Source organism: Aquabacterium soli (genome assembly GCF_003933735.1).
Lineage (GTDB): Bacteria > Pseudomonadota > Gammaproteobacteria > Burkholderiales > Burkholderiaceae_C > Aquabacterium > Aquabacterium soli.
Window position 1 is genome coordinate 19292 of record NZ_RSED01000002.1, and the last position, 18956, is coordinate 38247.

Annotated in this window: 17 protein-coding genes, 1 tRNA gene and 1 pseudogene; 11 read left to right on the plus strand and 8 right to left on the minus strand. The window is 65.7% G+C overall.

Annotation, left to right across the window (positions count from 1 at the left end; translation table 11 throughout):
• Positions 1 to 78 precede the first annotated feature (78 nt).
• From ureE to EIP75_RS02275, 4 genes are read left to right on the plus strand one after another with little or no spacing between them, the layout of a single operon-like run.
• Positions 79 to 735: an urease accessory protein UreE gene (gene ureE / locus EIP75_RS02260; protein ID WP_125241619.1), complete on the plus strand. Its 657-nt coding sequence runs from the start codon at positions 79 to 81 to the stop codon at positions 733 to 735.
• A gap of 41 nt (positions 736 to 776) precedes the next feature.
• Complete coding sequence (locus EIP75_RS02265; protein WP_125241620.1) at positions 777 to 1577, plus strand: urease accessory protein UreF; 801 nt, start codon at positions 777 to 779, stop codon at positions 1575 to 1577.
• The gene (ureG, locus tag EIP75_RS02270; protein WP_125241621.1) at positions 1574 to 2224 is read left to right on the plus strand and encodes an urease accessory protein UreG; all 651 of its coding nucleotides are present in this window, start codon (positions 1574 to 1576) and stop codon (positions 2222 to 2224) included. Before EIP75_RS02265 ends, ureG begins: the two co-directional genes overlap by 4 nt.
• A gap of 43 nt (positions 2225 to 2267) precedes the next feature.
• Positions 2268 to 3419, plus strand: a complete 1152-nt coding sequence (locus EIP75_RS02275; protein WP_125241622.1) for a metallophosphoesterase — start codon at positions 2268 to 2270, stop codon at positions 3417 to 3419.
• A 38-nt stretch (positions 3420 to 3457) separates the two neighbouring features.
• Here the strand turns inward: EIP75_RS02275 and EIP75_RS24020 are convergent, their stop codons facing one another.
• A complete protein-coding gene (locus tag EIP75_RS24020) occupies positions 3458 to 3619 on the minus strand; it encodes a hypothetical protein (protein ID WP_158622719.1) in 162 nt (53 codons plus the stop codon).
• 88 nt (positions 3620 to 3707) lie between these two features.
• Here EIP75_RS24020 and EIP75_RS02280 point away from each other — a divergent pair, with 88 nt between their 5' ends.
• Together EIP75_RS02280 and EIP75_RS02285 are read left to right on the plus strand one after the other, a co-directional pair.
• Positions 3708 to 3914, plus strand: coding sequence for a hypothetical protein (locus EIP75_RS02280; protein ID WP_125241623.1), 207 nt, complete (start codon positions 3708 to 3710; stop codon positions 3912 to 3914).
• Positions 3915 to 4080: 166 nt separating this feature from the next.
• Positions 4081 to 4155, plus strand: a tRNA-Arg gene (locus EIP75_RS02285).
• A 15-nt stretch (positions 4156 to 4170) separates the two neighbouring features.
• Here the strand turns inward: EIP75_RS02285 and EIP75_RS02290 are convergent.
• Positions 4171 to 4911 (minus strand): polysaccharide deacetylase family protein, encoded by a 741-nt coding sequence (locus EIP75_RS02290; protein ID WP_125241624.1) that lies wholly within the window; start codon positions 4909 to 4911, stop codon positions 4171 to 4173.
• Positions 4912 to 5168: 257 nt separating this feature from the next.
• Here EIP75_RS02290 and EIP75_RS02295 point away from each other — a divergent pair.
• A pseudogene (locus tag EIP75_RS02295) lies at positions 5169 to 6563 on the plus strand (acetamidase/formamidase family protein); the annotation flags it as partial.
• Positions 6564 to 6606: 43 nt separating this feature from the next.
• Positions 6607 to 9078 (plus strand): acetamidase/formamidase family protein, encoded by a 2472-nt coding sequence (locus EIP75_RS02300; RefSeq protein ID WP_125241920.1) that lies wholly within the window; start codon positions 6607 to 6609, stop codon positions 9076 to 9078.
• A 47-nt stretch (positions 9079 to 9125) separates the two neighbouring features.
• Here EIP75_RS02300 and EIP75_RS02305 read toward each other — a convergent pair whose 3' ends face one another.
• Entirely contained in the window at positions 9126 to 9959 is an 834-nt protein-coding gene (locus EIP75_RS02305) for a hypothetical protein (RefSeq protein WP_125241626.1), read from the minus strand.
• Between the two features lie 139 nt (positions 9960 to 10098).
• Entirely contained in the window at positions 10099 to 10383 is a 285-nt protein-coding gene (locus EIP75_RS02310; protein ID WP_233584641.1) for an H-NS histone family protein, read from the minus strand.
• A 256-nt stretch (positions 10384 to 10639) separates the two neighbouring features.
• Here EIP75_RS02310 and EIP75_RS02315 point away from each other — a divergent pair, with 256 nt between their 5' ends.
• From EIP75_RS02315 to EIP75_RS02325, 3 genes are all read left to right on the plus strand, one after another.
• Positions 10640 to 12430, plus strand: coding sequence for a methyl-accepting chemotaxis protein (locus EIP75_RS02315; RefSeq protein ID WP_125241628.1), 1791 nt, complete (start codon positions 10640 to 10642; stop codon positions 12428 to 12430).
• A 77-nt stretch (positions 12431 to 12507) separates the two neighbouring features.
• On the plus strand, positions 12508 to 13251 hold the full coding sequence (locus tag EIP75_RS02320; RefSeq protein ID WP_125241629.1) for a metallophosphoesterase family protein: 744 nt from the start codon (positions 12508 to 12510) through the stop codon (positions 13249 to 13251).
• Positions 13252 to 13285: 34 nt separating this feature from the next.
• Positions 13286 to 14677 carry a bifunctional serine/threonine-protein kinase/universal stress protein gene (locus EIP75_RS02325; protein WP_233584642.1) on the plus strand — a complete coding sequence of 464 codons (1392 nt, stop codon included), beginning with the start codon at positions 13286 to 13288 and terminating at the stop codon, positions 14675 to 14677.
• Here the strand turns inward: EIP75_RS02325 and EIP75_RS02330 are convergent.
• The 4 genes from EIP75_RS02330 to EIP75_RS02345 form a co-directional block, all read right to left on the minus strand.
• Positions 14658 to 15644 (minus strand): PEP-CTERM sorting domain-containing protein, encoded by a 987-nt coding sequence (locus EIP75_RS02330; protein ID WP_125241631.1) that lies wholly within the window; start codon positions 15642 to 15644, stop codon positions 14658 to 14660. The genes EIP75_RS02325 and EIP75_RS02330 overlap by 20 nt on opposite strands.
• A gap of 106 nt (positions 15645 to 15750) precedes the next feature.
• Positions 15751 to 18081, minus strand: a complete 2331-nt coding sequence (gene parC / locus EIP75_RS02335) for a DNA topoisomerase IV subunit A (RefSeq protein WP_125241632.1) — start codon at positions 18079 to 18081, stop codon at positions 15751 to 15753.
• A gap of 146 nt (positions 18082 to 18227) precedes the next feature.
• On the minus strand, positions 18228 to 18446 hold the full coding sequence (locus EIP75_RS02340; RefSeq protein WP_125241633.1) for a hypothetical protein: 219 nt from the start codon (positions 18444 to 18446) through the stop codon (positions 18228 to 18230).
• Between the two features lie 62 nt (positions 18447 to 18508).
• Complete coding sequence (locus tag EIP75_RS02345; protein WP_125241634.1) at positions 18509 to 18952, minus strand: OsmC family protein; 444 nt, start codon at positions 18950 to 18952, stop codon at positions 18509 to 18511.
• Between the last annotated feature and the right edge of the window lie 4 nt (positions 18953 to 18956).

An 18956-nucleotide genomic window follows, 5' to 3' on the forward strand; every position in this document is an offset into this window, starting at 1 on the left:
TGAAGCCATGATCGCCGCAGCACAAAGACCCTGTCCTTACACTGGCGGGCTCCGCACAGGCACTGAAATGAGTTCGACATGCTGACCGTCAACAAGATCCTCCCCCAAGGCCAGGGCTTGGCCTCCGTGCTGCTCAAGCGCGCCGCCACCATCGAACTCGACTGGGACGTGCGCCAGAAAAGCCGTTTCGATGCCACCGACAGCGCCGGCCGCACCCTCGGCGTGTTCCTGCCCCGCGGCACACTGGTTCGCGGTGGCGACGTGCTGGTGGCCGAGGACGGCTCCATGGTTCGCGTGCTGGCCGCGCCGCAACCCGTGCTGGTGATCACACCCTGTGCCGAACACGGCAGCCCCTTCGACCTGGTGCGTGCGGCCTATCACCTGGGCAACCGTCACGTGCAGATCGAGCTCAAGCCCGACCACCTGAAGATCGAACCCGACCATGTGCTGGCCGACATGCTGCGCGCCATGCACCTGACCGTGAATGAGACACAGGCGGCGTTCGAGCCCGAAGGCGGCGCCTATGCGGCCGGCGGCCATGGCCATGCACATGGGCACGAGCACCATGGGCACGGCGATCACGGGCACACCCATGAAAAGCCACACGACCACTCGCATGATCATGACCATGCGCCTCAAGATGCAGCACCGGCAAGGGGCAAGCCGATTGGCATTGCCGTGAAGGCTGCGCCGGCCCCGCACGTGCATGGCCCCGGCTGCAACCACGACCATTGAAACCACTTCGCCCTGTCGGCGCTCCAGCACCCCATAAGCCCATGCCTCGCGTTCTGTCCCACCGCCAGCGCCGCACCGCACCGCCGGTCACCGATGCGACGCGGCTGCAACTGATGTGGCTGGCCTCGCCTGCCCTGCCGGTGGGCGGCTTCAGCTATTCCGAAGGGCTGGAAGCCGCCATCGACCGGGGCCTGGTGCAGGACGAAGCCAGTGCCAGCGCCTGGTTGCGTGACCAGTTGCACCTGAGCCTGGCCCGTGCCGATTTGGCCGTGCTGGCCCGGGCAGTGCCCGCCTGGCAGCGCCATGATCTGGCGCGCATCGCCGAGCTGAACCAGTGGGTGATCCAGACCCGCGAGACCAGCGAGTTGCGCCTGCAGGCCGAGCAGATGGGCCGCTCGCTGGTGGAATGGCTGCGCAACCGCCGCCTGGATGGCACACAGGCCCCCGCCCGCACAGCGCATCAAGCCCCCGCGGCAGACGCTGACCCACGCCTGATCGCCTGCGCCACCCTGCCCCCCGCCCCCACGTGGCCCATCGCCTTCGCACTGGCCGTGGCCCAGTGCCTGCCCGCAGGCGGCCCCGCCAGCGCAGCTTCCGTGCGTGAGGCCCTGGTCAGCTTCACCTTCGGCTGGGCCGAGAACATGGCCCAGGCCGCCATCAAGGCCGTACCGCTGGGCCAGAGCGCCGGCCAGCGCATCCTGCAATCCCTGGTCGACGCCATCCCGTTCGCCATCGACCACGCCATGGCGCTGCACGACAGCGAGCGCCAGGCCTTCACCCCCATGCTGGCCATCCTCAGCAGCCAGCACGAAACCCAGTACTCACGCCTCTTCAGATCATGAGCAGCAACCTGCACAACATCGCCGGCCGTACCAAGAAGCTTCCGCCCCTGCGCGTGGGCGTGGGCGGCCCCGTCGGCTCCGGCAAGACCACCCTGCTCGAGATGCTCTGCAAGACCATGCGCGAGCAGTACGACCTGGTCGTCATCACCAACGACATCTACACCAAGGAAGACCAGCGCCTGCTGACCGTGGCCGGCGCGCTCGACCCCGACCGCATCATGGGCGTGGAAACCGGCGGCTGTCCGCACACCGCCATCCGCGAAGACGCCTCCATCAACCTGGAGGCCGTAGACCGCATGCTGGCCAAGTACCCCAACGCCGACATCGTCTTCATCGAATCGGGCGGCGACAACCTGGCCGCCACATTCAGCCCCGAGCTGAGCGACCTGACCATCTACGTGATCGATGTGGCGGCCGGCGAGAAGATCCCGCGCAAGGGCGGCCCCGGCATCACCAAGAGCGACCTGTTCGTCATCAACAAGACGGACCTGGCTCCGCACGTGGGCGCCAACCTGGACATCATGCAGGCCGACACGAAGCGCATGCGCCCCACCCGTCCCTTCGCCATGACCAATCTGAAGACCCGCGACGGCCTGGCCGAGGTGGTCAGCTTCATCGAGACCAAGGGCATGCTGAAGGCGGCCTGATCAGCCCTTGCAAAGCTGGCGGGCGCCACCATCTGCTGCGCCCATGAGCCTTGGTTTTCTCTTCGCGCTGTCAGCCCTCGTCCATGCCTACGTGGGCTGGCGCCTGGCGCCATACTTGCCCCTCTGGGGATTTTGGGGCCTGGGTGCCGTGCTGACAGCCTCGGCCCTGCTGGTGCCCCTCTCCCTGGTCGCCTTCCGCCTGCGCGACCGCCGCGCCAAGGCCTGGGTGTCCTGGAGCGGTCTGCTGTTCATGGGCTTGTTCTCATCGCTGTTCGTGCTCACGCTGGGGCGGGATCTGCTGCTGGGGCTGGCGCACGGGATCCAGTGGATGACATCGGGCTGGCCCGGCCGGGCCCTCCTGGCGCCATTTGCTTCGCTGTCGGCGCAGGCCGTTCCGCTCCTCGCCCTGCTGGCCAGCCTGCTCGGCTTCCTGAACGCGCGCCGTACCGCGGGCGTCGTCCGGGTGGACGTGCCCATCGCCGGCCTGCCCCAGGCCCTGCACGGCTTCACCATTGCGCAGATCAGCGACATCCATGTGGGCCCGACGATCCGCCGAGGCTATCTACAGGCCATCGTGGACCGTGTCAATGCGCTGCAGGCCGACGCCGTGGCCATCACGGGTGATCTGGTCGATGGCAGCGTGGCGGAACTGGCCGAGCACGTGGCTCCGCTGGCCGCGCTGCGCTCACGCCACGGCAGCTTCTTCGTCACGGGCAACCATGAGTACTACTCCGGCGTCCATGCCTGGATCGACGAGTTGCGCCGTCTGGACGTGGCGGTGCTGCTCAACGAGCACGTGGTGCTGGAGCGAAACGGCGCAGCCCTGGTGCTGGCGGGCGTGGCCGACCATGGCGCGCACCACTTCGACCCGGCGCACCGCAGCGATCCTGCCAAGGCCCTGGCCAATGCACCGGCGCATGCGGGCGTGAAGGTGCTGCTGGCACACCAGCCCCGCAGCGCTACCCTGGCTGTCGAGGCAGGGTTCGACCTGCAGTTGTCGGGGCACACCCATGGCGGCCAGTTCTGGCCCTGGAACCTCTTCGTGCCCATGCAGCAGCCTTACACGGCTGGCCTTCACCGCCTGCGCGAACTGTCGATCTATGTGAGCCGGGGCACCGGCTACTGGGGGCCGCCCAAGCGTTTTGGCGCGCCCTCCGAGATCACGCACCTGCGGCTGGTGTCGGCGGCGGACTGAAGCGCCGCAGCCCAGTCAAGCGGGCGAGATCCGCGGAGTCACTGAAGCGGGTGGTAAAGGCTGGCCAGCGCGGGGCTGGTGGGCGTGGCCATCATCGAATCATCGGGCGCCAGCTGAAGAATGCCCCAGAGCAGCACAGCGGCAAGCGTGCCCAAGGTGAGGCTCAGGATCAGCAGATGAATTCGAGAAGAACGGGGCATCCCGCCATTGTCTGCAGCGCACGTTTTTTTGCAAATCCCTCTTTAGGGGTGAACCACCCTTCTAATTCGGCGGGCCAAGACCAAGGTGATGACCCACAAGTTCTATGTGGTCGACCTGATCCGCAAGAAGCCCAACCTCAAGTACCTGGTGATTCTCGCCTACCGGGTCGACGTGCAGATCGACGTCACCACCAAGGGGCTGCTGTCCGTTTCCGAGGTGCCTTCGGCCGCCATGAAGCGCCTGGAAGAAGCTGCGCGCTGGACTCTGGACGAGTACGAAAGCGTCATCGCCTGACCATCGACGACAAGACCACGATCCAGAAGCTCGACAAGGCCACCATCGTGGCCGAGGCGAAGGAGATGATCACCCTGGCCAATGGCATCAAGGGCCTGGTAACGGCCCTGGTGTGATGTGAGGCCTCAGACCTGGGTCAGACCTGAGGCACAATCACGGCCGTGCCGGCTCCGTGGTGAAATGGATATCACGGACCCCTCCTAAGGGTCAAGTACAGGTTCGATTCCTGTCGGGGCCGCCACCTCTGCTGCTGCAGTCAGCCCTTGCGCTCGTGCTTGAAGTGCACCTTCCACCCGAACCCGACCAGGTTGTCTCCATAGGAGATCGCCTTGCGTGTGAGCTCGAACGGGTTGTGCGAGGTGTTGGCCGATCCACGGATGCAGGTCAGGCCCGTGCGGTAGCCCGCCTCTTCGACCAGGTCGCGTGAGCGCTGGTCGTAATCGCCATAGGGATAGCAGAAATCCGGTACCGCGGCGCCCAGCAGATCCTCCAGCGCCGCCTTGCTGCCGAATATCTCTTCGCGCTGCGCCTCGGGCGACAATTTCGACAACCGCGGGTGCGTCATCGCATGCGAGCCGAAATGCGCGCCCTCGCGGTGCAGTTCGCGGATCGCCGCGCCATCCATCAACTTCGGCAGTTCCGGCCGGTCGGTGAGCCAGTCGGCCGCCTTGCCGATCAATGAACTCACCAAAAACACCGTGGCCGGGCAGTCGTATTCCTTGAGGGCTGGCCAGGCGAACTCGCGGAAATCGTCGTAACCGTCGTCCACCGTGATCACCACGGAGCGCTTGGGCAGCGGCTCGCCCTCGAACAGGCAGCGGCGGGCTTCTTCCAGGCTCAGCACCTTGAAACCGGCGAACTTCAGGTAGCGCAGCTGGCTGCGGAAGCGGTCGATGTGACAGAACAGCGCCCGGTGCGCGTCCGGCCGTGGGTAACGGCCGATCTGGTGGTACATCAGGATCGACAACGGGGGGGATTCGGGCGGGCGCACGTTCATGGACAGCGAATGTATCGCAAGCGCTGCGCCCACGCCCGGCGCAAGCATTTGTGCGTCGCCAGACAAGCCCGATCCAGGCCCTGGCTCCAATAATTTCCCGGCACCCCACCCATTCTTTTTCTCCATGCACAGACCTTGTCGCCAAGGGCTGCGGGGGTGCTCATGCCTTCACATCCACTGCATCACAAGGTTTACACCCCATGTCCAGCCACATCTGCGGCCCAGGTTGCACCCACGGCGTCACGCCCGAAGCCGAAAAAGAGATCAAGGAAGAGTTCAAGGTTGCGCGTCGTTCCTTCCTGCGCGACGCGATGGCCGCCAGCGGTGCCGCCGTGTCGGCCGGCGCGCTGACCGCGTCGATGACGCCCAGCGCCTTCGCGCAAAGCGCCAAGCCCGGGTCGGGCATGACCAGCCACTACTACATCCCTGCCAGCGCCAACACCATCCTGTGGGGCTACTTCAGCAAGTCGGCCAAGCCGGTGGTCGAGGTGGAATCCGGTGATTTCGTCACCATCGAAACGCTCACCCACCACGCCAACGACGATGCCGAGCGCATGGTCAAGGGCGACGCTGGCGCCGAGAGCGTCTTCCACTGGGACAGCAAGAAGAAGGGCGTGAACCGCCGCGGCGCCGGCCCGATGGACGCCAAGGTGGGCGCGGGTGGCGGCGAGGGCGTCCACATCTGCACCGGCCCCGTCTACATCAAGGGCGCCGAGCCCGGCGACATCCTGGAGGTGCGCATCATCGACTGCGTGCCCCGTCCCAGCGCCAACCCGCTGTACAAGGGCCGCTCGTTCGGCAGTAACGCCGCCGCCAACTGGGGCTTCCATTACGGCGACACGCTGACCGAGCCCAAGAAGCGCGAGGTCGTCACCATCTACGAGGTGGACGCCACGGGCGAGCGCAACTGGGCCCGCGCCGTCTACAACTACAAGTGGACGCCGCAGACCGACCCCTTCGGCGTCGTGCACCCCACCATCGACTACCCCGGTGTGCCGGTGGACCACCGCACCATCACCAAGAACGAGAACGTGCTCAAGAACATCCGCATCCCGGTGCGGCCGCACTTCGGCACCATGGGCGTGGCCCCGGCCGAGGCCGAGTTCGTCACCTCCATCCCGCCCAACTACACCGGCGGCAACATCGACAACTGGCGCATCGGCAAGGGCGCGACCATCTACTACCCCGTGGCCGTGAAGGGCGCGATGTTCTCCGTGGGCGATCCGCACGCCTCGCAGGGCGACTCGGAACTGTGCGGCACGGCCATCGAGTGCTCGCTGACCGGCACCTTCCAGCTGATCCTGCACAAGAAGGCCAGCCTGCCCGGCACCCCCCTGGCCGAGCTGAACTACCCGCTGCTGGAAACACAGGACGAATGGCTGCTGCATGGCTTCAGCTATGCCAACTACCTGGCCGAACTGGGCCCCGGCGCGCAGCAAGACATCTACGGCAAATCATCCGTCGACAAGGCCCTGCGCGACGCGTATCACAAGATGCGCCACTTCCTGATGACCACGCAAAACCTCAGCGAGGACGAAGCCATCTCGCTGATGTCCATCGCGGTGGACTTCGGCATCACGCAGGTGGTCGACGGCAACTGGGGGGTGCACGCCCTGGTCAAGAAGAGCATCTTCCCGGCGCGCGGCACCTGAGCCCTTTCCTGCTGGCACACGGATCGCTTGCAAGGAGCGCATGATGCTCAACGACCTGCGCCGCTTCTCGACCAGCGCCTTTCCGGACAACCTGCGCCAGGCGGCCTGGTCGGAGGTGCTGGAGAAGGTGCTGCTGAGCAGCGCCCCCGGCGGGCGATCCCAGCCGGCCCTGGACGGGCACGTGTCCACCAGCACCTCGGCGCTGGACTCGGTCTTCGCCAAGCTGAGTTCGTCGCCGCAGGTGCTTCTGCCCCACCCGGCCAACGCGCGCCGCTACGGCCATGCCGTGCTGGTGCTGACCCTGCTGGACGGCAGCGGCCTGGTGGCCGACGCCAACGAGAGCATCGCCCTCTCGCCCGGCGACATCATCGTGCTGGACCCGACTCGCGCCTGGCGCGTGGAGCTCCACACCGACTTCCGTGCCGTGATCGCACGGCTGGAGTCGGCCAGCTTCATCCTGCGCCTGGTGCGCACCTGCGGCCAGGAGCTCAACAAGATCGACACGCGCAGCGGGGTGGGCGCGGTCTGCCTCACCCTCACACGCTCCATCGCAGATGAGCTGGAGCACCTGGGCCGAAACGAATTGCCGCCGCTGGAGGCCACGTTGACAGAACTGCTGGTGGCCTGCCTGTCGCGCCAGGAGCACCGCGCCCAGGCCGGGCAGACGGAAGACAGCACTTCCGTGCAGTTGGGCCACCTGCGCCGCGTGTGCCGCGCCATCGAATCGCACCTGGGCGATGCCGAACTGCAGATCGACGACATCGGGCGGCTGGAGGACCTGTCCATCCGCTACATCCAGAAGCTGTTCCAGGTGGGCTCGACCACCTTCAGCGACTACCTCAAATCACGCCGGCTGGAGCGTTGCCGGCTGGACCTGGCCAACCCGTCACTGGCCCACATCACCATCTCGGAGCTGTGCTTCCGCTGGGGCTTCAAGGACGCCGCGCATTTCAGCAGGGCCTTCAGCACGCGCTACGGCCAGACGCCCAAGGCCTACCGGGCCGAACCACCCAAAGAGGCCGATGACAGCTTGCGCCGAGGCCGACCAGCCCAGCCGCCCGCGCCCAGACCCGCGTTGCGTGACACTGCCAAGGCCCCGGCTGCGCTGCCGCCCACCGATGAACAAGGCAGCGACGCGCGCCGCCATCAGTTCCAGAACGTGCTGAGCGACCACGCCCGATACGCGACGGCCCTGGCCCTGTCGCCCAAGCGTGCCGCGCCGCTGCAAAGCACGGCCGCGTCGCCAGGCGAGCCCCTGCCCAACCACTACTACGTGCCGGTGTCCGACAAGACCGTGCACTGGGGCTACTTCGGCCGTGGCATCAAGCCGGTGCTGTCCGTGCGCTCGGGCGACATCGTCACCATCGAGACACTCACCCAGCACGCCAGCGACGACCGCGAACGCATGATCGATGGCGACCCGGGCGCCGAAAGCGTCTTCCACTGGACGGCCGAGAAAAAAGCCGTGGACCGTCGTGGCGCCGGCCCCATGGACGCCTCCATCTACGGGCGTGGTGCCGGTGAAGGCTTTGGCGTGCACATCTGCACCGGCCCCATCTACGTGCATGGGGCCGAGCCTGGCGATGTGCTGGAGGTGCGCATCCTGGACATCGTGCCGCGCGCCAGCTGCCACCCCAACCACCATGGCCGCATCTTCGGCAGCAACGCCGCGGCCTGGTGGGGCTTCCATTACAAGGACATGCTGACCGAGCCCAAGCAGCGCGAGGTCGTCACCATCTACGAGATCGACCCGTCTCCCGAGCACCCGCACGCCAAGGCCGTCTACAACTACCGCTGGACACCCCAGACCGACCCGTTCGGCGTGCGCCACGACACCATCGACTACCCCGGCGTGCTGGTGGACCCGGCCACGGTGACGAAGAACCACGGCGTGCTGGCCAAGGTGCGCGTGCCCATTCGGCCGCACTTCGGTGTGCTGGCCGTGGCCCCGCGCGAGCAGGGCCTGGTTGATTCGGTGCCACCCGGCTACTTCGGCGGCAACCTGGACAACTGGCGCGCCGGCAAGGGCACACAGCTTTTCTTGCCGGTGTCGGCCGAGGGCGCCTTGTTCTCGGTGGGTGATCCGCATGCCTCGCAGGGCGATTCAGAGGTATGCGGTACCGCCATCGAATGCTCGCTGACCGGCGTGTTCCAGCTGGTGCTGCACAAGAAGGCCGAACTGGCGGGCAGCTTCATGGCCGACCTGCACTACCCCTTCCTGGAAACGCCCGACGAATGGGTGCTGCACGGCTTCAGCTTTCCTGATCACTTCGCCGAGCTGGGCCCGCAGGCGCAGACCCAGGTCTACCAGAAGTCATCGCTGGACGCGGCCATGCTGGACGCCTTCCGCAAGGCGCGCCACTACCTGATGCAGGCCCACGCGCTCAGTGAGGACGAGGCCGTCTCGCTGATGTCCGTGGGCGTGGACTTCGGCATCACCCAGGTGGTCGATGGCAATCTTGGTGTGCACGCCATCATCAAGAAGGCCTTGTTCCCGGATCTGGGCGATGGTTGAGCAGCCCTGTCGCTCAGATTGAGCAATGAGCCCGCCGTGCCAGTTGATCAGCGAGCAGCATGCGCAGAGGCTGCTGTCAGCCAGTGGGCCACTTGCCGTGCATGCTGGCCGCCCGTCTGCTGGGCCTGGGCCAGCAACTGCTGCTCCTGGCGCCCGAGTTCGCCCAGCTTGAGCAAGGTGGCCCGGTAGAACCCCAGATCGGCCGACTTGCTGAACACCAGCTCCTGCTGGACGCCATTCTCGAGCGTCACGCCCGAGCCCACTTTGTCCAGATGCGCCAGCAAACCGTCCACCTGCGCCACGATGCCGCGCTCCACCTCGAAGAAGGCCTCCATCGTGGACTGCGCGCCGGCCGACGTGTGCAGCAGGGCCTGGCGCCTCTCGGGCTCGTCCCAACCGGGCGCCTGCGCCAGCCATTGCGCCAGGGATTCGTCCAGCCGGGACTGGATGGCGATGTTCTGGCGATTCAGGTCGTCGAGCGCGGTACGCAGTTGATCGAGTTTCTGGCGAACGCTGTGGCGCCCGGATGGCACCACCAGGGTCGACGGCGTCAGCCCGTCGCCCAAGCCCACGGCTTCGATCTGCGTCTGGTAGGCATGCAGCGCCTGCTGGCGTCGCCGGGAAGCATCCATCAGGGCCTGGAGCAGCGGCGCCAGTCCGCTGTCATCGACCCGCTGCAGCATTTCCGCGTCGGGCACCATTCCCGAACTGAGCTCGGACACGATCGGGGCCAGCCGTTCAAGATCACGTTCCAGGGCTCGGTGTCGGGCCTCCGGACTCCCTTGAGTGACCCACAGCAAGGCCGACAGAACGATCAATCCCAGGCCCAAGCCCAGGATGGTCCACCAAGCCAGGATCGATCGGTCATTTTTGTAGCGCATACAGACCCGAACCCCTGATGCCCGGGGCTTACCACACCGTCAAAAAAGCGTATTTCACCCCACCCTGGCGCACGGCAGGGTGTGACGATTTGTAAAACCCCGGGTCAAGGGTTCTCAAAGTGATGCGGCGGGCGCGCGATCAATGCTCGAGCCTGAATGATTCAGGACTGGCACAGCGCAATTCATCGACGGTGTAGCCGCCCCGGGTCAAGGCCTCTTTCAACCATTCAGGCTGTGAGCCTTGACCATCCCAGGTATCGCCTGACACCGGGTGGCGGTATTTCGGCCCGGCGGGCATCACGACTTCGGGCAGAACCGACGGCATGCCGGATGCCTCAAATTCGAGTTCCTCAGGGGAAATGCGCCAAAAATCGATCAGTTTGCGGATGGAGCGCAGCACCGCTTCTTGTTCTGGGGTCTTCACGTTGGGTGTGCAATTGCGATAGAAATTGCGATGGAAGTTGCCAAGCAACCACTCTAGTATTGTGAACGAGCTTTAAAGCCGGGAGATGAACCTGGTTTTGAATCTCCGAAATTGCCACCTTTTCATGGCAATCCAGCACACAATACCCATTGTCCGGAAGCCCTATCTTCCAAAGGTGCCTTTTAATAGGCAGGTCGCAGCAGGGACGACACACGCCGTAAACCCTGCGTCATGTCAACGATGTTCAGGAGGCCCTATGCGCGTCAATTTGCCCGTGTCTCAGCACGAGTATCCCTTTCCGCCTGGTGAAACACTGGTATCGACCACAGACCTCAAGGGGCGCATCAATTACTGCAACCCCGCGTTCATCCTGGTCAGTGGCTACACGCGCGAAGAACTGCTGGGCCAGCCCCACAACATGATCCGCCACCCCGACATGCCGGAAGAAGCCTTCCGCGACATGTGGTCCACCATCGCCTCGGGGCAGCCGTGGTCGGGCATGGTCAAGAACCGCCGCAAGGACGGCAGCTTCTACTGGGTCAAGGCCAACGTCACCCCTTTGATGGAAAACGACCGACCCATGGGCTACATGTCGGTGCGCACGCAACCCGCCCGAGCTGATGTACAGGCGGCAGAGCAGCTCTACACCACCATGCGCGCGGAGAAGGAAAGCGGCAGCCTGCTCCACCGGCTGGACAGCGGCCACGTGGTGCGCTCCGATGCACTGGGCAAGCTGCGTGAAGGCACCCGGCTGGGCCTGCTGGGCCAGATGATGCTGATCAGCCTGCTGACGGCCGTGGTGGCCTACGCGGCAGGCGCGGTGTCGGCTGGCGGCCTGTCCGAGCTCAATGTGATCGAAGTGCTGATCGGGGCGCTGCTGGTCGTCGCGCTGGGCGTGATCGCCAGCCTGGTCATCCGCACGTTGATGCTCAAGCCGCTCGAAGGCTTGCTGGTACGCGCCAATCGCATGGCTGCCGGCGACCTCACCGCCGACATCGAATCGGGTGGCAAGGGCCTGGTGGGCAAGCTCGCGCAGTCGCTCAACCAGCTCAACGTGAACCTGCGCTCCATCGTTCGCGATGCCCGCAACGAGGTCAACCAGATGATGGTGGCCACGGAAGAGATCGCCTCCGGCAACCAGGACTTGTCCGCCCGCACCGAAACGCAGGCCAGCAACCTGCAGCAAACCGCGGCCTCGATGGAGCAGATCACCGGCACCGTGCGCACCACCTCCGACACGGCCAGGCAGGCCGCGTCGCTCGCGCACGAGACCACCGCCGTCACGCAGCGCAGCAGCGCCGCCGTGGACGACGTGACGCAGATGATGGCGGCGATCGAGGACTCCTCCCGGCGCATCAACGAAATCATCCAGGTCATCGACAGCATCGCGTTCCAGACCAACATCCTGGCGCTCAATGCTGCGGTGGAAGCCGCCCGGGCCGGCGAGCAGGGGCGTGGCTTCGCGGTCGTGGCCTCCGAGGTGCGGGCCCTGGCGCAACGCACCGCCTCGGCAGCCAAGGAGGTCAAGCAGCTCATCACCGATTCGGCTGAGAAGATCAGCGCCGGCAGCCGCCTGACGGAAACCGCCAAGTCGACCATGGCCGAGGCGCTGAAGTCGGTCGAGCAGGTCGGCTCGCTGGTCGAGGTGATCAGCCACGGGGCCAGCGAACAGCTCACCGGCATTTCGCAGATCAACAGCGCCATCGCGCAGCTGGACACCATCACGCAGCAGAACGCGGCAGCGGTGGAGCAGATCTCGGCCTCGTCCATGGCCCTGGCCAGCCGCGCCCAGGTGGTGTCGTCCACGGTGCAGGTGTTCCGCATCGATGCCCATCAGCAACAGGCCATGCCCGATGCAGTGGCGCTGCGACGGCAGGCCAAGCAGGCCAGCAGCGGCCACCATGAGCCCCCGTTGCTCGCACCAGCTCCCGTCAGCCGGCCACAGGCGGCGCGGCCCAAGGCCCTGGCCCCCAACCGTGCGCAGCCCGCCGTGACCGACGCGCGTGCGCAGCAGCCGGTGCCGGAGGGCGACTGGGAGACGATCTGAGGCTGCACCACCCTTCACCGCACGGCTGACCTCAGGCATGTCTACACTGGCGGACCACACCGCTCGTGTCCCCTGCCATGAAGTTCGCCCTGTTTTCTGACCTGCACGCCAACCGCCAAGCCACAGAGGCTGTCTGGGAGCATGCGCAGGCGGAGGGCTTCGACCGGCTCGTGCTGCTGGGCGACTATGTGGACTACGGCGCCGACCCTGGCTGGACGATCGAGTTCGTGCAGCAGCGGGTGGCCGAAGGCGCCGTGGCGGTGCGAGGCAACCACGATGATGCGGTGGTGGTGGGTGCTCACGAGGGCATGCATGGCCAGGTCCAGCTCAGCCTGAACTGGACGCGCCAGCGGGTGAGCGCCGAACAGTGCGCCTTTCTTTCCAGCCTGCCCCTGATGGCCTCCTTCGGGGATTGCCTGGCAGCACATGCCAACGCACACGCCCCGGCCGAATGGGGCTACATCCACGGGCGCATGGAGGCCATGCGCAGCCTGTACGCCACCGAGGCGCACCTGGTGTTCTGCGGTCACATGCACGAGCCTCGCCTGTATCACCTGTCGGGCACCGGCAAGGCCGGTGAGTTCGAGCCGGTGCCAGGCGTTGCCATCCCCCTCTCGCGGGCCCGGCGCTGGTTGGCCATCCCCGGCTCGGTGGGGCAGCCACGGGACGGCAACCCCGCCGCCTGCTATGCGCTCTACGACGACGAGCAGGACTCACTGACCTTCCAGCGGGTACCCTATGACCATGAAGAGGCTGCCCAGCGCATCATCCAGGCGGGCCTGCCCGAGATGATGGCGCACCGACTGCACCATGGCCGGTGAATCGCAAGGCCCCAGGCTTCGCCTGGAGGCGGGCATGCAGCTTGATGACTTCGAGCTGATCGAACGCCTGCACCAGGGCGGCATGGCCACGCTGTGGTCCGTGCGACGCATCGGGCCCGTGCCCGCTGAAGAGCAAGGCCTGCCCCTGATCATGAAGGTGCCCCGCTTCAAGGGCGGCGAGGACCCGGCCACCATCGTCGGCTTCGAGGTCGAGCAGATGATCATGCCGCGCCTGACCGGCCCTCATGTCCCATGCTACGTCGCAAGAGGCGATTTCACCCGCCAGCCCTACATCGTGATGGAGCACGTGGCAGGCGACACGCTCAAGCCGCGTTTTGACATGGCACCACTGCCCGTTGACGAGGTGGCCCGCATCGGTGCAAGAGTGGCCCAGGCCCTGCACGCCGTGCATGCCCAGCATGTGGTGCATCTCGACATCAAGCCCAGCAACATCATGTTCCGCGACAGCGGAGAGGCTGTGCTGGTGGATTTCGGGTTGTCACGCCACGACCAGTTGCCCGACCTCTTGGAAGAAGAGTTCGAGTTGCCGATGGGCACCGGTCCCTACATGTCACCCGAGCAGGTGCAGTTCGTGCGCAACGACCCGCGCAGCGACCTGTTTGCCCTGGGGGTGCTGATGTACCACCTGGCCACCGGCGAGCGACCCTTCGGCCAGCCCAGCAGCGTGTCGGGCTTGCGCAAGCGCTTGTACACCGAGCCGGTGCCGCCCAGGGCGCTGGTGCCCAGCTTGCCCGCCTGGTTCCAGGAGGTGGTGCTGCGCTGCCTGGAAGTGAGCCCCGAACGGCGCTACCAGAGCGCAGCCCAGTTGGCTCTGGATCTGCAGAACCCGGCTCAGATCCCCCTGACCCCACGCGCAGAGAAAGTGCGCACCACCGGCAGGCTGGGCAAACTAAGGCGTTGGTTCAAGGCCATTGGCCATGAGCCTGCCCCCGAGACTTCGGTGGCCAAGCAGTTGGAGCGCAGCCCCATCATCATGGTCGCCATCGGGGTGCGCAATTCAACGCCTGCGCTGGATGCCAAGTTGCTGGCGACCGTCCGGCGCATCCTGATGATCGAGCCCGGCGCACGCCTGGCCTGCGTCAGCGTGATGAAGATCAACCGCGTCGGCATGGACAAGCTGACCGATGACGAGGGCCACAGCCTGCACGTCAAGCAACTGGTGGCCATACGCCACTGGGCAAGGCCATTGCAGCAGGCGCTGGCCATGGACGAACAGCGGTTGACCTTTCACGTGCTCGAATCACCCGACACGGCCGTGGCCATCGTGGACTTCGCCACCAAGAACCAGGTGGACCACATCGTGATGGGCGCACGCGGCAACTCCAGCCTGCGGCGCTACCTGGGCAGCGTGAGCGCCCAGGTGGTGGCCGAGGCGCAATGCTCGGTCACCGTGGTGCGGGCGTGACAGCAGCGCGGCGGCGACGTGCCCACCAGCCAACCGCGGCCAGTCCTGTCAAGGTCAGGGCCCAAGACGACGGCTCGGGCACGGCAGCGGCAAGGCCCAGGTAGCGATAACCGCTTGAGGATGTGAAGCTGTAGCCATCGGCCAGGGAAATGCCCAGGTAGTCGGAATGGCTCGCATCGGTGGTCACGGAGCATCCGGCCAGGCGGAAGCACCGTGATCCGTTGTAGAGCTGGAACAGCAGCGAGATGTCCGTGTCGGTGGGCACCTCCAGGGTCAGCGTGACCTGGCCGCTGGTGCGGCCATTGACCGCATCGCCGTTGGAGTAGCTGCCGTTCGGTCCGCCCAGGGCCCACTCGCGGAAGACCTCCTTGCCCGCGGCCTCATCAATGGTCAAGGTTTGCTGAGCCTCTGGAGGGCACCAGGTGCCTTCCGAGCCGTAGTCGATGCAGGTGGCCGTGGGATCGTAATCCGGGTTGATCTTCTCGTAGCTGAGAAACACGGCCCGGCTTGACTGGGTCTGCTGGAAGCGCGGAGGATCACCAGCGGTCTGGCTGCCGTTGAGCCCGAGCCCCGAGATCACCGTGTCGTAGTCCATCGTGATGGTCAGCGTGGCGGTTGCGCCAGGGCCGCTCAGACGGATCGTGTCCGTCACATCCAGGCGGGCGTACGACTCGGCGATGTCGTTGATGCCACCTGCCCCCGTGGTGGCGGAGGTGATGGCCTTGAACAGCCCCGTGCCTGGGTTGGCCCACGCATCGACGGTGGCTGATACCTGGCCCGAGATCACGCCACGCGTGCCACCCGTGGAGAAGTCAGTGTACGGGGACTCGGCCTGGAGGTAGTTGTAGGTGCCGGAAGCGCTCTCTTCAGCCGTCGCGCCCCAGGTGAACTGGGCGTCGGCATGCGCAGCCAGGGACGTGGTCAACAAGGCCCAGAACGAGGCCGATAAGCGTAAAGACGTGCGCATGGCATCCCCTGAATGATCTGGAAAGAGGGCTTTATACCAACGCACGCCAGCGACCGCCCCCCTAGGGCGAGGGATCGCCAAACACCCGGATCTCCGGATGCTTGCCTCAGCCAGTGATCGGGACCACGCGCATCACCTTCTGCAGCCCATCGACCTGCTTGCCCTTGCGGGCGCGCTTGCCGATGTGGGCCGTGTAAGCACTGTTGCGCACGTCTTCTTCCTTGGGCTTGCCGCCGCGGCCGGAGCCGATCACGCGCACACCGTTGTGCACCGTGGCCACCGACACGAGCGGCGACTTCTGGGCATCGACGTCCATCAGGGTCAGACCACGACCGCCGTTGGACTGCAGCTTGAGCTCGTCCAGGCTGAACACCAGCAAACGGCCGTCTTGCGCCAGGCAGGCCACCTGGGTGTCTTTCGCCTGCACCAGCACCGGGGCCAGCACCACGCTGCCTTCGTCCAGCGTGAGGAAGCCCTTGCCGCCCTTCTGGCGTGTCACCAGATCACCCAGCTTGGCCATCAGGCCGAAGCCCGCGGTGTTGGCCAGCAGCAGGACCTGTTCGGGGTTGCCCGCCAGGTAATGCAGCGGTTGCGTGCCCGATTCAAGCTCGATCATCGTGGTGATGGGCTGTCCATCGCCACGCGCACCCGGCAGGCTGCTCACGGGAACGCTATAGACACGGCCATTGGTGCCCACCACGATCATGGGATCGACCGTGCGGCACTCGAAGGTACCGTACAGGCCATCACCCGCCTTGAAGGCGAAGCTGGCCGCGTCATGGCCATGGCCCGTGCGTGCGCGCACCCAGCCTTTCAGGCTGATCACCACGGTTACGGGCTCGTCGATCACCTTCACCTCGGCCACGGCGCGCTTCTCGGCCTGGATCAGGGTGCGGCGTTCATCGCCATACTGCTTGGCATCAGCCTCGATTTCCTTGATCACCGTGCGCTTGAGCGTGGCGGGGTTGCCCAGGATCTCTTCGAGCTTGCCTTGTTCGGTACGCAGCTCGGACAGCTCCTGCTCGATCTTGATCGCCTCCAGCCGGGCCAGCTGGCGCAGGCGGATGTCGAGGATGTCGTCGGCCTGGCGCTCGCTGAGCTTGAAGGCCTCGATCAGCGCGGGCTTGGGCTCATCGCTCTCGCGGATGATTCGGATCACTTCATCGATGTTGAGCAGCACCAGCTGCCGGCCTTCAAGGATGTGGATGCGGTCGAGCACCTTGCCCAGGCGGTGACGCGTGCGGCGCGTGACCGTCTGCATGCGGAACCCCGTCCACTCCAGCAGGATCTGGCGCAGGCCCTTCTGCGTGGGCTTGCCGTCGGCGCCCACCATGGTCATGTTGACAGAGGCCGAGCTCTCCAGGCTGGTGTGCGCCAGCAAGGTGGTGATCAGCTCCTGCTGGCTGATGGTGCGCGTCTTGGGCTCGAACACCAGGCGCACGGCGGCATCCTTGCTGGATTCGTCACGCACCGCATCCAACACCGACAGCATCGTGGTCTTGAGCTGGGTCTGGTCGGCTGTCAGCGCCTTCTTGCCAGTCTTGATCTTGGGGTTGGTCAGCTCCTCGATCTCTTCAAGCACCTTCTGGCTGCTGGTGCCATGCGGCAGCTCGGTGACGACCAGTTGCCACTGGCCACGCGCCAGGTCCTCGATCTTCCAGCGGGCGCGCACCTTCAGGCTGCCGCGGCCCGTGCGGTAGGCATCCTGGATGTCCTGCGGGCTGGAGATGATCTGGCCGCCGCCCGGAAAATCGGGGCCCTGCACCAGGCCATACAACTCTTCGTCGGGCAGCTTGTCGTTCTTGATCAATGCCACGGCCGCCGCGGCCACCTCGCGCAGGTTGTGGCTGGGAATCTCGGTGGCCAGGCCCACGGCGATGCCGCTGGCGCCGTTGAGCAGCACGAAGGGCAGGCGAGCGGGCAGTTGGCGCGGCTCTTCGGCCGAGCCATCGTAGTTGGCGATGAAATCGACCGTGCCCATGTCGATCTCGTCGAGCAATAGCCGGGCGATGGGGGCCAGGCGCGCCTCGGTATAACGCATCGCGGCAGCCCCGTCGCCATCGCGGCTGCCGAAGTTGCCCTGGCCGTCGATCAGCGGGTAGCGCAGCGCGAAATCCTGCGCCATGCGCACCATGGCATCGTAGGCGGCCGTGTCGCCGTGCGGGTGGTATTTGCCCAGCACATCGCCCACCACACGGGCGCTCTTGACCGGCTTGGGACCACTGGTACCGGAGAAGCCCAGGCCCATGCGGTCCATCGCGTACAGGATGCGGCGCTGCACGGGCTTCTGGCCATCGCACACATCGGGCAGGGCGCGGCCCTTGACCACGCTCAGCGCGTACTCCAGGTAGGCACGCTCGGCGTAGTGCGACAGGGTCAGGGACTCGCCACCATCGCTGGGCGGCTGTGAGAATTCAAGTGTCGTTTGTTCGGACATGGATGTCGGCTCATGAGGAAACGCCGGGCCACCCCAAGTTGATCATCCCTCGGGGGGCGGCGGCAATGATGCCGCCTGGGGGCCCTCTCGCGGGCAGGCGTATTTTGCCTGTTACGGCGACCACCCACTGCGCCCCCCTGGCACGGTCAAGCGCCGGAGTCATCCACCATGCGGGCGTACGCAGACATGTCCACTGCTGAGCGAACCGTCCGGGTCCGCGTGCGCGCCAGCGGAATGAACTTGCTGGCGTCGCGGAGAAGGTCATGATGTCCCGGCATGCACCGGTTGACGAACTGGTCCGAGGACATGCGGATGCCCTCGAAGCTAGCCTGCTCGCTCGATTGCAGTACCTTCAGGAGCACCATCGGCTCCACGCTGCGCTATGACCTACATGAAGAGCCAACCATGGCCATTCAGCCATGCCGCCTCACTCGTCGGCCAGCAAGTTGGCAATCAGGGTGATCTGCGGAACCGAAGCCAGGGCCCGTGACAGCGGGCACGTGTTCTTGGCCTGCACCGCCAATTGCTGGAACGTCTGTGCGTCGATGCCCGGGATGCGAGCGTTGAGTTCCAGATCAATCCGGTCGATGCGATAGCCATCGCCCACCTTGTTGAGATGCACGGTGGCCTTGGTGTCTGCCTGGCGCGTGTCAAAGCCCTTGGCGGCACAGGCGAACGAAAACGCCATCGTGAAGCAGGCGGCGTGTGCTGCGCCCAGCAACTCTTCAGGATTGCTGCCTTTGCGGTCATCCTCGAAGCGCGACCCGAAGCCATAGGGGTGGTTTTTAAGGGCACCGGTCTCGGTGGAGATCTGGCCCTGCCCGGCCTTGCCCTGGCCTTCCCAGTGCACGCTGGCTGACTTCTGAATCATGATC

Bases quoted from the DNA above. Each gene is read 5' to 3' on its own strand.
- ureE (WP_125241619.1), top strand. From the start codon at position 79: ATGCTGACCGTCAACAAGATCCTCCCCCAAGGCCAGGGCTTGGCCTCC.
- EIP75_RS02265 (WP_125241620.1), top strand. From the start codon at position 777: ATGCCTCGCGTTCTGTCCCACCGCCAGCGCCGCACCGCACCGCCGGTC.
- ureG (WP_125241621.1), top strand. From the start codon at position 1,574: ATGAGCAGCAACCTGCACAACATCGCCGGCCGTACCAAGAAGCTTCCG.
- EIP75_RS02275 (WP_125241622.1), top strand. From the start codon at position 2,268: ATGAGCCTTGGTTTTCTCTTCGCGCTGTCAGCCCTCGTCCATGCCTAC.
- EIP75_RS24020 (WP_158622719.1), bottom strand. From the start codon at position 3,619: ATGCCCCGTTCTTCTCGAATTCATCTGCTGATCCTGAGCCTCACCTTG.
- EIP75_RS02280 (WP_125241623.1), top strand. From the start codon at position 3,708: ATGACCCACAAGTTCTATGTGGTCGACCTGATCCGCAAGAAGCCCAAC.
- EIP75_RS02290 (WP_125241624.1), bottom strand. From the start codon at position 4,911: ATGAACGTGCGCCCGCCCGAATCCCCCCCGTTGTCGATCCTGATGTAC.
- EIP75_RS02300 (WP_125241920.1), top strand. From the start codon at position 6,607: ATGCTCAACGACCTGCGCCGCTTCTCGACCAGCGCCTTTCCGGACAAC.
- EIP75_RS02305 (WP_125241626.1), bottom strand. From the start codon at position 9,959: ATGCGCTACAAAAATGACCGATCGATCCTGGCTTGGTGGACCATCCTG.
- EIP75_RS02315 (WP_125241628.1), top strand. From the start codon at position 10,640: ATGCGCGTCAATTTGCCCGTGTCTCAGCACGAGTATCCCTTTCCGCCT.
- EIP75_RS02320 (WP_125241629.1), top strand. From the start codon at position 12,508: ATGAAGTTCGCCCTGTTTTCTGACCTGCACGCCAACCGCCAAGCCACA.
- EIP75_RS02325 (WP_233584642.1), top strand. From the start codon at position 13,286: ATGCAGCTTGATGACTTCGAGCTGATCGAACGCCTGCACCAGGGCGGC.
- EIP75_RS02330 (WP_125241631.1), bottom strand. From the start codon at position 15,644: ATGCGCACGTCTTTACGCTTATCGGCCTCGTTCTGGGCCTTGTTGACC.
- parC (WP_125241632.1), bottom strand. From the start codon at position 18,081: ATGTCCGAACAAACGACACTTGAATTCTCACAGCCGCCCAGCGATGGT.
- EIP75_RS02340 (WP_125241633.1), bottom strand. From the start codon at position 18,446: ATGGTGCTCCTGAAGGTACTGCAATCGAGCGAGCAGGCTAGCTTCGAG.
- EIP75_RS02345 (WP_125241634.1), bottom strand. From the start codon at position 18,952: ATGATTCAGAAGTCAGCCAGCGTGCACTGGGAAGGCCAGGGCAAGGCC.